Below are 13,282 nucleotides of genomic sequence, written 5' to 3'. Positions count from 1 at the left end.
TTGATCCCCTTCCGTTGAAAACAACGCTTCTTTGATACTTCTTGTATTCGAAGCACTTGCGTGCTTGATACCTACTTCTGGAACTAGAGGTTCCGCCTTCTTAGAAGACCAATCACTGTTCCCTGAACATCCTGGACTGATACAGCACCGAAATCCCTGCTATCCTCAGCCTGCGTTCTGTAGTCACCGAGAATGAAGACATAGCCTTTGGGTACTGCGTAAGGGTACTCAACTGCATCTCCCTTCTCGGTCACATAGAGCGCATCGCTCTCCGTCGTTCCATCCACAGACACCGTTCCATCATCAGAGATGTCAACGATGTCTCCTTCCTTAGCGACAACCCGTCCTACTCGTTCCTCGCCATCAAGCGTGTAGACAACTACGTCATCCTTCGTGTAGCCGCCTGCGAGCCTCCAAGCAAGAACAAGATCGCCGTCCTGCATCTTCGGATACATCTCATTGCCTGACACTCTGAAGACACAGAGAACGAAGCTGAAGACGACAAGCAACACCGCAGCTAGAATTGCCACATTGAGTACGAGATGAATCCAGCCTTCACGTGTTCTGGCCTTATCGCGTCGCCCCGCAATGATCTTTGCTGCAAGGCCTCCGGATTCGGTAAATCTAGCCATAGTGTCTCCCGGAGCCAAAACCGTTTCCCGCACTCTGACGTCGCTGTCGCTCAAGCAGTGCGTCATAGCGAGCACGTTCAGCCCTTAAGGCGGCATCGTATCGGCTGTTGAGCTCTGAGATCTTCTTCCAGACATCCTCTTCACTCACACCACCTATCCCAACCTTCTTGAACTTCACGGTCTTAAGCCAGTTGACGATTTCTTGCTCTTCAGCCGTCAGCGCGTCAGATACCACCTGGGAAGAAGCCTTGACCCTCAGGTTCCTGGTCTCTGCCTCTGCACCTTTGAGATGCTTGCTCTGATCACTGATATGTTTTGGCATCTACTCAGACCCGCCCTACCTGCTCTCATGAATGCGATTCTTGAAGAAGCCAAAAGCTGCAACTCCGATTGCAAGAAGGCCGGCCACATAGGGCGCAGAGCTTCCGAGATTCACGCCGACATCTGGAGTGACATCCTTTGTATTGGTGTAGGTAACCGATGCATTGGCAGTAAGGTTCGAGCCAGTAGCGGTACGCCCCGAAGTCGAACCAGCACCCGATATCGTGGTTGTGTATTTGGCAGTACCCGTCGAACCAGCATCAGGATCGTTCTCCGTGATGCGATAGGAATAGCCATAGGGAATGACAATGGAGATATGATCGCCATCGCTCAAGCTGAAGCTATAGGTACCGTTGCCCTCGTTCGTGAGGCCCATGGCAGATGCATCAGCGTATGCATTGCCGTAATCATCCGTAAGGCTAAGTGTAAATCCGAACTGCTGCGTCTTGTCGCCGAAATTCCCTGCGACGGACTTGGTGATGGTCAGCGTCGGGTTTGTGTGCTTTGTCCAGTGTCCTACAAAAATGAGGCCACCCTCAGGAATAGTCTCTGTAGACCCTTCTTTTACGGAGGTGCCGTTCAGTGTCCAGCCATCGAAGGTATAGTATCCTTCGCTGTTCCTGACAGTCTTCGGATCAGCAGCCAAAACCGTCACGGACTGGCCCTCGTAATAGCGATTGCTATCAGTCGGAGCCGTCACGCCGCTTGGCACATCGCCTGTGAACGTATATGAGACGCCGTAGTTATCTGCAATCTTGCAAGTTGTGCTTGCAGTGGTCGTAATCGTTGCTTCGGTATTGATGGTGCCCGTCACACCAGTCGTATCTTTGACACCGAGGGCATATCCATAGGTAATGGCTGCCTCTGCAGAAAGTGAGACAGATCCCGAAGCGCAGTCCTCAGCCGTGGCTGTATAAGGAAGCGTTCCCTGATAGGTGCCATCGTCCTGCCTTGTCAACGTAACATTGGTAATGGTCTGGCCATTCACCGTGACGCTGTTCAACTTCACGGATTCAGTCGTAAGTGTCTTGCCGTTGACCGATGTGGCAGGAGTAGCCGTCAGCGTGAAGGTCAGTTCATCGCCTGGCTTGACGTCTGAAGTCTTGTTGCTCGAAGCGGCAAGAGCGAACGTTGGCTGCTCGCCCTTTACTGTGAACTCCGCATTTACGTTGCTGGCATTGGATTGAGTGCGCGAGTATCCGAAGAAGCCTACGTAGCCAGCATCCCTAGCCTGTTTGACCAAATCGTTGATTCCCGGATAGTTTCTAAGGTTTCCGTAGTCAGTAGCTTTGACGGAATAGATGTCGCCATTGCCATTAGCACCCAGGCCAGTAAGAAGATAGTTGTCTGCTGGCTTAACAAAGAACACGAGATAGCCGTTATAAGAGGAAGGATCCCACCACCTATCAGCCGTTTTTGCAAATTCATCGATGGTAAAAGGCCCGGTTACCCCGGAAATTGTCGCCGAGGCTGCACCAGACGCGTCGTGATAGCTGACATACCCGACAGAAGCATTCTCCATTGTCGGAGTGACGGTAGCTGAATACGTCGTCGCCAGCGCCTGCGTCGGCATGAACATCAAGACCGCAAACGCAAGCATGGAAGCCAGCGCCACGAGCCCGTTCTTCATCCTGGCCAGAGCGTTTTGCTTTCCTGAAAGCATGTTCTTCATCTGCAGCCTCGATCGTCTTTCGGCGGAAGCGACTTTCGCCGCTATCGCAATACAGTTTCACGTTCTTAATGGTACGTAAGGGTTTTCTGAACCGTTTAGCCGCAGGTAGCCAGAATGTGGCTAGTTTTGTGTAAAAGGCCTGTATTACAGGTATCTTTTAGGAGATACCTGTGCTTGGCTGCTCGCAGGCACAAGCTCTGCGCGGCCCTCTATGTTGAGCTTCGCGTAGGCATTCGAGAGATGGTATTTCACCGTATGGGTCGTGACGCCCATGAAGGCAGCTATCTCGTCATTTGTCTTGCCAAGAGCAGCGAGCTGCACGAACGAGGATTCCTGAGGCTTCAAGAGCGGGCTTGAAGGAAGCTCTCCGATACGTGGGTTTGCATCCCTTGCAAGACAGCTTGCTGTCTGTGCCCTGCTCTGCAGCTCCTTCAGTATCCGGCCATATCTCTTCCTGAGACAGGCATCGGGAAGGCCCATGAGGCCACGGTACATGCCAGCAATGGGCTGCAGGAGATTGTCCTTCCGAAGCACTTCGAAGGACTCCATGAACTCATTCTTGGCAGCTTCATCATCGCCGAGCATGACAAGATCGATCGCGATGACAAGCTGGGCTATTGCTACAAGGAGCGGATAGTGAATCCTGCTGGTCGAGATGATGCCTTTGAGAAGGCCGCTGGAATAGGCATATCTTCCATCGTTCAGAGCGCCTGTTGCAGCAGCGATGCAGCCAAGCATGCGGAGAGGCGACGTGAGGCTCCTGGCTGAGAGATAGTCGAACTTGCCCTGGCGTTCCTTCAGGCAGCCTAGCGCTCCAGCACAGAGATCTCCTACCAGAAGGAGGGTATAGAGCTCTTCTATATCAGCCTCGTCAGCACTCGCAGAGCGCTTGTCCCCCGTCATTGCCTCAAGCCTTGCTCTGGCATGGATGCCCGTCTCCATGCATTTCCTGAGCCAAAATGCAGCGCCACTGGCATCTCCTGCAGCTTCGAGCGCAAATCCGCAATAGGCAGCTGCTGTCGCCCGGACAGCCGCATCGTCTTTCGCAGCGAGGCCCAACGCTTCTTCCTGACAGCGGAGGCAGTCTCCCCGGTAATACCTGAGCTCCATCGAGGCAACATCGCGGGCGAGGGCATCATCCAGGGCATCGACTGCCGCATCGATGCTGCCCGGTTCATACTCCAGGCATATCAGAGGAAAGAGTCTGTCTCCTTCCACAGCCGATGCCTCCTGTCCTGCTCTGCAGATGCCTTCAAGCTGCAGCCATCGCAGCATAGAGTTCCGATAGATACGCTGTCTGCCTTAGAGAGGTAATGCAGAGCTCTCAGCAATCTGTTGCGCAACAATTGCAGAAGGCTCTAATCCATACTTCAGACACAATTACAGGCTTTTGCGTATCTCTAATTTTATTTTACTGAAAGACTCGTGCTTCATTTTCTTTCTTCATAATCAATAGCATTCCCTGAAAAGTACGCTCCGTCTTCCTCAGCGGCCCATCTGCCGGATGAACGGCATGCCATTGCCGTCATCGCCATACGGCGGGTTGGCTGCGACGAGCAGCAGCTGCCACAATCTGGCAGGTCCCCTCATGCCAGATGGGCCCCGACAGGAGTAAGGCCTCTGCATTCGCAGTGTGTGAAAGCAAAAGCATCCCTCTGCCAGTCTCTGAGCATCCTTATGAGACAGCCCTATGTCCTCTGACAGTGGCCACAGCAGGATGAATCACCCTCATTTTCTGGAACTCTTCTGAGCACGTGTTCGGAATGCCTCTCTATAGGGCACAATTATTTATTGCGAAATTTCAAGCTCTGCACCGATCCAGGCACCAGGAGGATGTATGGCAGATATCCAGATACCCGAGGAATTCAGGGACGATCCTGTCTTCAAAGAAGAGCAGGAGCATCTCTCGGAGACCTACCAGAAGCTCATAGAGCTCAGAGACGAGCTCACCCACAGGCTCGAAGTCACCCACAAGGCAGCAGCGCAGGATCTGCGCGACATGTCCGAAGAGGTAACGCAGGACTTCGGCGGCGAAGACGAGGCAATGGAAACCCTTGCCGCCATCGAGACCCTGAACTCCGTTATCGATGCCTACAACCAGGCTCATGACTTCGACGTAGAGAAGCTGAGGCGCGTTCTCGTTCTTCTGAACCAGCCCTACTTCGCGAAGGTCTCGCTGCGCATGAGGCCCAACAGGCCGCCGCGCGACATCTACATCGGCGTCTCTGGCGTCATGGACAGGGATTCCCATCCTGTCGTGATCGACTGGCGAAGCCCGGTCGCCGAGACCTACTACAACCAGGAGATGGGCAAGACCTCCTATGAGGTGAACGGCAAGAAGCGCGAGGTGGAGCTGCTTCTGAGAAGGCAGTTCGACCTGCAGGGCGAGCGCCTCAGGATGTATTTCGATACGACGGTCGCTATCCAGGATTCGCTTCTGCTCAATGCCCTGAAGCAGCACCACTCGGAGAAGCTCCAGGCCATCACCGCCACGATCCAGAAGGAGCAGAATGCCGTCGTCCGCCATGAGGACATACCGGTCCTTCTCGTGAACGGCATTGCCGGCTCCGGCAAGACCTCCGTCATGCTCCAGCGCATCGCCTATCTCTTCTATCAGCAGAGGGAGACCTTGAATCCCCACCAGGTCTATCTCTTCACGCCGAACGCCGTCTTCCAGCGCTACATCGATACAGTGCTCCCCTCCTTGGGAGAGTCCAATCCCCAGACCTTCACCTGGCGCGGCTTCCTTGTGCACGAAGGCATCCAGGACCGTGCAGACGGCACAAAGACCGATCCCGAAGAGCTTCTCAGGATGGAGAAGGCAATAGAAGGACTCGAGCTCGAAGAGGACGATATCCGTGGCGTCGGTATCGGCGACACCCAGCTCATCAAGGCATCGCAGGTGAAGAATGCCTTTGCCAAATTCCCGAGAACCCCTCTGGGACCACGCCTTGTGGCGCTCGTGAAGGATGTGCTCCATGAGAGGCTGAACCAGAGGCTTGCCGCCCTTGCGAAGGACGACGATGTCCACGAAGAGATGCTGGGCATAGACCTCGACGAGCAGGTGCAGATCTTCGGCGAGCCCATCAATCCCCTCGACGAGGAGGATACGGTCCGTCTTGCCAAGAAGTACGTGGAGGCACGCTACGCAGGCGCCCATGACACGATTGAAGCTGCAGGCTGGCTCAGGATTGACCGCATCGGCCAGAGGCTTGTAGGACACCAGCTCAATGCCGTGGAGTACCTGTATCTCCGCTCCCTCATCACCGGTGCCGGCGACCGCCAGGCCCGCTATGTGATGGTCGATGAGGTCCAGGACTATACCGCAGCACAGCTCATGGTGATGGCACGCTACTTCTCCGGCGCCCACTTCATGCTCCTGGGCGACGAGCATCAGGCCATCCGGGAAGGCACTGCCACCTTCCAGAACATGAAGGATGTCTTCGTCCATGCAGGCTTCGGCGAGGAAGGCAAGGATATCCAGGAGCTCAGGCTCCTCACCTCCTACCGCTCCACCCCTGAGATCACCTCCCTCTTCATGGGGCTCTATGAGAAGGACGAGAACATCCACGCCACCTCGGTCCAGCGCGAAGGCACGAAGGCGCAGATCTTTGAGGCAAAGGATACCGAGAGCTATCTTGCCAAGCTCAAGGAGCTTGTGGATGAAGCGCACGATGCAGATGGCCTCACGGCCCTTGTCTGCGATACGTCAGCTCGTGCCAACTGGCTCGGAAAGCAGCTCGGGAAATCGGTCCGTGTCATGGAGCCAGATGATATCCTGCCTTTGAAGGGCGTTGTCGTCCTCGACCTCTCCCTTGCCAAGGGACTGGAATTCGATGCGGTCATCATCCCCGATGCGCAGGCAGATGTCTATCCGGCAACGCCGCTTGCAAGGCGCCGCCTCTATACCGCCATCTCCCGTGCCATGCACAAGGTCACTATCGTCAGCCAGGGAACCATCTCCGAGCTTCTTGCTCCGTATGCTCCCCAGATACAGGAGGTCTGATCCATGGGAATCCGCTATGAACAGGTCCGCTATCTTGCCTCGTATGGCACGGTCGAGCAGCTGCCGCAGTCGAAGGCCCCAGAGGTCTCCTTCGTCGGCCGCTCCAATGTAGGCAAGTCTTCCCTGATCAACAAACTCTTCAACAGGAAGTCCCTTGCCAAGGTCTCAGGAAAGCCAGGAAAGACCGCCAACATCAACTTCTTCGAAGCTGATGGCATCCACTTCGTAGACCTTCCTGGCTATGGCTTCGCACAGCGCTCCCAAGCTGAGAAGCAGCGCTGGGCCGACCTCATCGATGCCTACTTCACAAGCGAGCGCTCACACAATCTCGTGATAGCCCTTGTGGACATCAGGCTCGATGCCCAGGCACTTGACCTCCAGATGATCGACTACTTGAAGGGAGCAGGCCTTCCCTTCATCATTGCCCTTACCAAGGCAGACAAGCTCTCCCGCCAGAAGCAGCAGGCACAGCTGAGGAAGCTTGCTGCTGCCTTCGGCGTCGACGAGATGGCCTGTGTCATCACCTCGGCACAGACCGGTCTGGGCATCGATACCCTGAAGCGTTTCATCGAGCAGTCCTGCTAACCGTATAGCAAGGCCCTATACGAAGAGGCTCTTCCGGATATCCGGAAGAGCCTCTCTTCTTGCCTATGTACCGAGAAACTACTTCTCGTTCCTGCGCCGAGCAAACTTCATGCAGACCGCGATGCCGACAAAAGCGATTCCCAGCGCAGAGAGTGCCTGGATCATCGTGACAGAGTTCGTATCGGACGTATCCGGGTTCTTCTCTGCCTTCTGCTCCGCAGGCTTCTGCTCCGGTTTCGGCTCAGGCACTGCAGGTGACGTGTACACGTTGTCAAACGTGCAGAGCTCGGCCCCGCCGACCTTCTTGCCAGACTCATCGAGCTCGTAGATGAATACCTTGGGTGTCAGCTTCTCCGTGTTGTCATTCCAGAACTGCACGGTCACCTGGTAGGTGCGCGTATCGTACTGCCAGTTCTCGGCAGTGCCTGCCGTCTGGGTCACCTTGTAGGAGTACTCGACTGGCTCATCTGCCGTGACAGCGAATGAAGCTTTGGCAGCTGCATCGAAGGTGAGCGCATCAGCAGCGAGAGCCTTGGCGCTTGCCTCGTTCTGAGGCATAGCCGTAACCGTGAAACCGGGAACAGACTCAGCCGTATCGCCTGAGAGCGTGATCTCTACCGGGATGGAGGCTTCTGCCTTCTCATACGCATACGCGGGAGCTGCGGTTCCGGCAATGACGGCGCAGATGAGACCCAGAGCTGCCACGAACAAGGCGAGTCCGCGTGCACCGCTTCTGCGGAACGATCCAACTTTGCTCTGCCTGATCATATCCTTGTGTCCTTCTCTGTTGTAGCCGTGAACTGGGGGTTCCGGCATCCTGTATGCCTCATGCCTGCCCAGCGAGCAGGCACAGAATCGCTAGTCTCCTGCATTGTCCTGTGCATAGCGCGCAACCACCTTGCAGAGCACGATGGTCCTCGCATCCGTCGCATCGGAAGAGCAGGTCGAAAGCGAGATGATCTGATCTTCCGAAGAGAGGCTGCCTTCGCGGTAGTGCACAGCCGAGCTCTCCGCCTTCTGCACGACCTCTGCCACCTGTCCGTCTTCTGCAGGCGTCCCGAAGATGACCTGGTCGTAAGCATTGTCTGTGAGCACCGCGTCCACTTCGAGCTCGAGCGTTTCCTGCGGCAGGTACAGCTTGGCTGTCTTGTTCGCATCGAAGAAGCTCTGATCCAGGAAGAGGTCGAGGTCGCCGAACATCTTGTGAGCCACCATATGGTGTCCCATGATGACTTCATAGGGCTCGGTGAAGTTACGGTCACAGGCGCTGTCCAGGAAAAGAGATCCTGACGCAGAGCTTGCACCCGTCGCATCCTTGTCCAGATACTCGAAGTCATCGGCACCCTGGACGACGGGATAATCGATGCCTGTGTTGTCAACGGTAAGCCAGGCACAAACATCCGGGTTCATCGCAAGAAGCTCTCCGAACCCATATCCTCCAGGTCGGTACTGCGTGAGGTCTGACCCTTCCACAACCTGATAGGAATCATAGAGGGAATACCCTGCAAGTCCTCCGATCAGAAGAAGGACGATTGCCATGACCCACGTAGCAGCATGGTCAAAGATGCGGGCAGCACGGGCACCAGCTGTCTGGTGCCCGTACCTTCCATAGGTTCCGAAGGTGTCTGCTGCCGCACTCATCGCTCTTTAGAAGTCCTCGCCAGCGTGACGACGACGGGAGATAACGAGGGCTGCACCACCTGCAACTGCAACCGTGGCGACCACTGCGAACGGCAGGGTGTTCATCGTGATGCCGGTCACAGGGGGAAGGAAGCCCTTGTTGTTCACGAAAGCGACGTTGTCGTTCTCGTGATCCTGGCTAATAGTGCCGGAGCCCGTCGTGGTCTTCTGAGTCGTCGTGCCCTCAGCGGTAACATCGGTGGAGTCATAGCCCTTGGCGTCGGTCTCGGTCACGGTATAAGTAGCATCCTTCGGGAGATTCTTGATCACGAAGGTCTCGCCGTTCTTCAGAGTAAAGGGATCGCCACTCTTATATGTGCCATTAGTGGTCTTGCCAGAAGCGTCAGTCTTCGTGTACTCATAGGAGCCAGTCAGATCATCATTGCCCTTTTTGAGCTCGGCCTTGAAGGAGAACTCGTCGTCGGTGTTGGCGGCGATGCCCTTGACAGTCTTGCTGACGGTCAGGTTGCCGTTGGGGTCGGTGTTGTTGAAGATAGCGCCGTTAGGCTCCTTAGTACCATCAGCGTCATACGCCTTCACGGCAGCAATCTGGGTGTCAGAAGTAGGTGCACCATTAGGATCATCATTGACCGTAGCCCAGGTGACCCAGACCTTCACCGTGTAGGAAGTATTGGTGTCGTAAACGATGTTCTGGTTGATGCCTTTCTGCTCGGTCAGCGTGAAGGAGTAGATACCGGGCTTGCTGAAGTCGATGCCGTCGAAGAGCTGCGCGTAGTTCTTCGTTGCGGTCTTGGTGCCATCACCAGAGAATGCGTCCTTCGTGAGGGACACAGTCTTGTTGTTTTTCCCGTCAAGGCCAGTCGGGTCAGCAGTGGGGTTGGAACCAACAGGATCTGGATTGCCGTTGTAGTGAAGCGTGAAGTTGAAGGTCTCGTCCGTGAACTGTGCGTCAGAAGGCACAACCCAGGTCTTGGTCAGGCCGGTGTCCGTAGAGGACACGGGGGTTGCCAGTGCGGTGGCTGGCACGAATGCCATGGTCCCTGCAAGCACTGCAGCGGTTGCGATGCTCCCGAACTTCTTGGTGCTGAACTTCATGATGAATCCCTTCCTCTAAGGATTTACCTATATCTCACGGAGCCTTAGGAGCGCTATGAGCTTTCCTCTGACCTCGTTAAGACCAACCGGGCCAAGCTCTCTCGAGTCTTGGGTAGAGCTTCTGTCGTCGTTGAGGATGAAGTATTGCCCATCCCCTAGGACAACCGGGTATTCGAAGGAACCCGATCCTTTCTCCGTGGTTCCCTGCGTGACCGAAGCCTGCAGGTTGCCGTTGACGAGAAGGTCTCCGTCATCGTCAATCTCGACCGAATCTCCTGGCTGTGCAACCACACGTCCGAGCTGAAGCACTCCGCTGTGTTCGTAGACAACCAGATCGTTCGTCTCAAGCGAGTCGAAGATCCTCGTCGTCAGTGCCAGGTCCCCATCTCCTGCCGTCGGCCGCATTGCATTGCCTGCAACCCGGAAGAACCCGAAGACCGTAGAGAAGACCAGATACAGAGCTCCAACGAATATCAGGAGCTTGAGCAAGGTACCCGCTACCGACCTCTGGGTCTCGAAGCGTCTTCTTCGCTTCTCGATTGCCTCGTGAGTCGGAGCTTGGAGAATATCTGCATGGAACCCTTCTAGCCACGAATCCGTTGTGGATTTCTGACTACGAGAGGTCTCGTTTCGTCGGAGGGGGATGACGTCAGGTGCTGCTGTCTGGCTTCTTTGAGCAGAGCCTCGTAGCGGACTTCCTGTTCGCGGTAGAGCTGCCGGTACATCTCGTCCAGCCTCTCTATTACGTGCCATACCTCCCGCTCGTCCACTCCCATGAGGCTGTGCCGCCATGTGAGCTGGTCGAGCTTCTGCGCTATGAGCTCCAGGGATAGCTCCTGCGGATCTTGGGGCTCTTGTGCCATCTGTCCCTGGCGCCCAGTGCTCTGCCGTCTACCTCTCCTTTCGCTCGCCATGGTTCTTCCTTATGGCAGCTGCTGCGAGCGTTGCTGCACCTGCTGCAGCCACACCGAGAAGCACGCCCTGGGATGTAGTGGAGATATCAAGACCAGTGTCCGGAGCGATATCGGTCCGGTTCGTGTAGACAACTTCCGTGGTCCCGCCATCTGCAACAGTCGCACGGACTGTCTTGGCCTGATCCTTGTCAAAGGTCGTAGTATCGTTGCCAACCTTGGCCACAGTCGTCATCTTCGCATTTGGAGTATCCGAAGCACGCTCAGTGATAACGATGGCCTTGCCTGCAGGAACATTGTTCAGCTCGATGGTCTCACCGTTGGTGAGATCGACAGTCGCCTTGCCATCGCTATCGAACGAGATGGTTTTGTTTCCACTCGTGAACTCTTTGTTCTTGAGCTCGGGGCAGCTCAGATCGAACTTAAACGTGTCGGAAGTGTTTGCAGCATTGCCCTTGATCTTCTTCGTAAGAGTCAGCTTACCGGACTGGAAAGTATTCTCGATGTTCTGGTCGCTGTACTCAGTGAAGAGGTTCTTGAAGGTGACACCGGCGGCCTTAGTGGTCTCTGTCCAACCACTGATTGGCTCCTCATCGATGGTGTAGGAATGACCATCAGGACCAGTGGCAACATCAACCGTGGTCGCCCAGTTGCCAGCGGCATCCGGCTGCACAGTCACTGTCTTATAGTCATGACCGTCCTGCTTAATCTTAAGCGTGATGGAGCTCGGCTTGTCGCCTTCGCCAACCCAGGTCTTCGTGATGACAAGCTTAGATGTCGGAACATCTACCTGACGCGATGGAATAGCAACAGGGTCCTGGACGGTCGGGTCACCAGCTTTACCGTCCTTCGTAATCACAGTGCTATAGGCAAGCTGCGCCATTTTATTGGTATCAACAGTTGTAACTGGATTCTCGTCACCCGCCGGAGCAGCAGCATTGTATGCTTCCTGCTTAAGCTTGACTTCGAAGCTTACGGAATAGGTCACGTTTGGATCAAGCGTGCGGTTGCCGAGATCCCATACAACACTGTCATTCTCGACATAGGCAGCAGGTGCATCGCTCCAAGTCTCGCCACCCTTCGTATAGGTAAATGTCGGCTCGTTAGAATCCGTGGGGAGAACATATTCCACAAAATCAGAATTGGGGTCAGTGATCTTGACGTTGGTATACGAAATGCTCGACTGGATAGTCGTGACAATTTTGTTGAACGCATTGTTGAGAGCGGTACTATCCGAACCGTCTATTGCAGCTCCGTCCGGCGAAGCATTTGTGCGGCCAGCAAAGCTGTTCATGCTAGATTTGGCATCAGAGCCGGTATAGATTGCATAGAAGCCATAGACATTGTCTGGCCTCGCATTTGCCGTATTGACAGCATCAGTGACAAAATCATCGAGGTAGCTCAAGTTTTTCTGGCTCTCGGTGCCATCACCATAGCGATAACCATTGTACATGCCATACGTCGGCTTGCCATCAGACAGGAAGACGATATAAGTAGGAGTAGACTTCTCTGCCGGATCCGCAGCCTTTTCATTCGCCTTTGCGAGAGCATCTGCCCAGTTCGTGCCACCATCAGCAACGGTTCCATTCACAAGGCTCTTGAAGTCATCAGCCTTTCCTGCACCATAATATGCGCTTACATCATTGCCATTATCTGAGAATGTCTCGAGGGCAATCTTCACGGTGCTATCGGTCGAAGAGATGAGTTGGTCGGCAAGATTAGAAAGTGCCTGCTTGGCAACAGCAAGCCTCGTGCCAGCAGCACGCTTATAGCGCTGTCCGGTATACCATCTTCCATAGCCGTTGTTGTAGTAGTAATAGCCATCATTGTCATCAGATTGGTACAGCTTTACATACTGGCCCCGCACCAAACCGTACCTGCCGCCCTTGTCCCAGCTGTCTTCCTTCTCATATTTGACAGCACTCTGATCGACGATCTCATCCATCGATCCTGAGGTATCGAGGACAACGATGACATTCGCACTGGTCTTAGACTGGCTTGCGTCAGTCTTGCCCGTAACGCTGAGCGTAATCTTGATCTTGCCTGTTGCAGGATCGAGCTCGGCAGTTTTCGCGTGGTCAGGCGCAGGCAGCGAGAGCGTGCTGTCTGCATATGCAGGCACAGGCACGGCGAAGAGCCCCACTGCCGCAATGATCGCGACAGCAGCCACAAGTGCCTTCTGAACGAGATGCAATGCTGGATGTGTCCATTCAAGCGTCTTCTTCATGAGCAGCCTCATATGCTTTCGTTATTGCCTGCGTGTAGGACGAACTGTGTCTTTTTTTAACAGCAAACTTTTTCCTTAAAGCCACTTTGGTCTGAATGACGCCCAAACAGGATTGAAAGAAAATGAATCAATCAGCACTTTCAGATAAGCTTGATGCTGTTCTTATATTCCTCATGTTGCGGATAAGAGGCA

General features: G+C 54.7%; 12 protein-coding genes. 2 read left to right on the top strand and 10 right to left on the bottom strand.

Going from position 1 to position 13,282, the window contains the following annotated elements; genetic code table 11:
- Positions 1-83: 83 nt before the first annotated feature.
- The 4 genes from lepB (ABVS03_RS01270) to ABVS03_RS01255 all read right to left on the bottom strand — a co-directional run bounded on the left by lepB (ABVS03_RS01270) (position 84) and on the right by ABVS03_RS01255 (position 3,843).
- Complete coding sequence (gene lepB / locus ABVS03_RS01270) at positions 84-632, bottom strand: signal peptidase I (protein WP_368017698.1); 549 nt, start codon at positions 630-632, stop codon at positions 84-86.
- The gene (locus tag ABVS03_RS01265) at positions 625-954 is read right to left on the bottom strand and encodes a hypothetical protein (protein WP_368017697.1); all 330 of its coding nucleotides are present in this window, start codon (positions 952-954) and stop codon (positions 625-627) included. Before ABVS03_RS01265 ends, lepB (ABVS03_RS01270) begins: the two co-directional genes overlap by 8 nt.
- A 15-nt stretch (positions 955-969) precedes the next feature.
- The gene (locus tag ABVS03_RS01260; protein ID WP_368017696.1) at positions 970-2,625 is read right to left on the bottom strand and encodes an SHIRT domain-containing protein; all 1,656 of its coding nucleotides are present in this window, start codon (positions 2,623-2,625) and stop codon (positions 970-972) included.
- Positions 2,626-2,769: 144 nt separating this feature from the next.
- Positions 2,770-3,843 (bottom strand): LuxR C-terminal-related transcriptional regulator, encoded by a 1,074-nt coding sequence (locus ABVS03_RS01255; protein WP_368017695.1) that lies wholly within the window; start codon positions 3,841-3,843, stop codon positions 2,770-2,772.
- A 619-nt stretch (positions 3,844-4,462) separates the two neighbouring features.
- Between ABVS03_RS01255 and ABVS03_RS01250 the strand changes: the two genes are divergently transcribed.
- Positions 4,463-6,631 carry a UvrD-helicase domain-containing protein gene (locus tag ABVS03_RS01250; RefSeq protein WP_368017694.1) on the top strand — a complete coding sequence of 723 codons (2,169 nt, stop codon included), beginning with the start codon at positions 4,463-4,465 and terminating at the stop codon, positions 6,629-6,631.
- A 3-nt stretch (positions 6,632-6,634) separates the two neighbouring features.
- Positions 6,635-7,216: a ribosome biogenesis GTP-binding protein YihA/YsxC gene (gene yihA / locus ABVS03_RS01245; protein ID WP_368017693.1), complete on the top strand. Its 582-nt coding sequence runs from the start codon at positions 6,635-6,637 to the stop codon at positions 7,214-7,216.
- Positions 7,217-7,294: 78 nt separating this feature from the next.
- Here yihA and ABVS03_RS01240 read toward each other — a convergent pair whose 3' ends face one another.
- From ABVS03_RS01240 to ABVS03_RS01215, 6 genes are all read right to left on the bottom strand, one after another.
- Positions 7,295-7,984, bottom strand: a complete 690-nt coding sequence (locus ABVS03_RS01240) for an FctA domain-containing protein (RefSeq protein WP_368017692.1) — start codon at positions 7,982-7,984, stop codon at positions 7,295-7,297.
- Between the two features lie 90 nt (positions 7,985-8,074).
- Complete coding sequence (locus ABVS03_RS01235) at positions 8,075-8,857, bottom strand: class B sortase (protein WP_330972117.1); 783 nt, start codon at positions 8,855-8,857, stop codon at positions 8,075-8,077.
- Positions 8,858-8,863: 6 nt separating this feature from the next.
- Positions 8,864-9,952: a DUF5979 domain-containing protein gene (locus ABVS03_RS01230; RefSeq protein ID WP_368017691.1), complete on the bottom strand. Its 1,089-nt coding sequence runs from the start codon at positions 9,950-9,952 to the stop codon at positions 8,864-8,866.
- A 27-nt stretch (positions 9,953-9,979) separates the two neighbouring features.
- On the bottom strand, positions 9,980-10,441 hold the full coding sequence (gene lepB / locus ABVS03_RS01225; protein ID WP_368017690.1) for a signal peptidase I: 462 nt from the start codon (positions 10,439-10,441) through the stop codon (positions 9,980-9,982).
- A gap of 95 nt (positions 10,442-10,536) precedes the next feature.
- Positions 10,537-10,866, bottom strand: coding sequence for a hypothetical protein (locus tag ABVS03_RS01220; RefSeq protein WP_368017689.1), 330 nt, complete (start codon positions 10,864-10,866; stop codon positions 10,537-10,539).
- Positions 10,844-13,090 (bottom strand): DUF5979 domain-containing protein, encoded by a 2,247-nt coding sequence (locus ABVS03_RS01215; protein ID WP_368017688.1) that lies wholly within the window; start codon positions 13,088-13,090, stop codon positions 10,844-10,846. Before ABVS03_RS01215 ends, ABVS03_RS01220 begins: the two co-directional genes overlap by 23 nt.
- Positions 13,091-13,282: the final 192 nt, after the last annotated feature.

Source organism: Olsenella sp. AGMB03486 (assembly GCF_040884255.1).
Taxonomy (GTDB): Bacteria; Actinomycetota; Coriobacteriia; order Coriobacteriales; family Atopobiaceae; genus Olsenella_L; species Olsenella_L kribbiana.
This window is presented reverse-complemented; position numbering and strand designations above follow the sequence as displayed.

Bases quoted from the DNA above. Each gene is read 5' to 3' on its own strand.
- lepB (WP_368017698.1), bottom strand. From the start codon at position 632: ATGGCTAGATTTACCGAATCCGGAGGCCTTGCAGCAAAGATCATTGCG.
- ABVS03_RS01265 (WP_368017697.1), bottom strand. From the start codon at position 954: ATGCCAAAACATATCAGTGATCAGAGCAAGCATCTCAAAGGTGCAGAG.
- ABVS03_RS01260 (WP_368017696.1), bottom strand. From the start codon at position 2,625: ATGAAGAACATGCTTTCAGGAAAGCAAAACGCTCTGGCCAGGATGAAG.
- ABVS03_RS01250 (WP_368017694.1), top strand. From the start codon at position 4,463: ATGGCAGATATCCAGATACCCGAGGAATTCAGGGACGATCCTGTCTTC.
- yihA (WP_368017693.1), top strand. From the start codon at position 6,635: ATGGGAATCCGCTATGAACAGGTCCGCTATCTTGCCTCGTATGGCACG.
- ABVS03_RS01240 (WP_368017692.1), bottom strand. From the start codon at position 7,984: ATGATCAGGCAGAGCAAAGTTGGATCGTTCCGCAGAAGCGGTGCACGC.
- ABVS03_RS01235 (WP_330972117.1), bottom strand. From the start codon at position 8,857: ATGAGTGCGGCAGCAGACACCTTCGGAACCTATGGAAGGTACGGGCAC.
- ABVS03_RS01230 (WP_368017691.1), bottom strand. From the start codon at position 9,952: ATGAAGTTCAGCACCAAGAAGTTCGGGAGCATCGCAACCGCTGCAGTG.
- ABVS03_RS01220 (WP_368017689.1), bottom strand. From the start codon at position 10,866: ATGGCGAGCGAAAGGAGAGGTAGACGGCAGAGCACTGGGCGCCAGGGA.
- ABVS03_RS01215 (WP_368017688.1), bottom strand. From the start codon at position 13,090: ATGAAGAAGACGCTTGAATGGACACATCCAGCATTGCATCTCGTTCAG.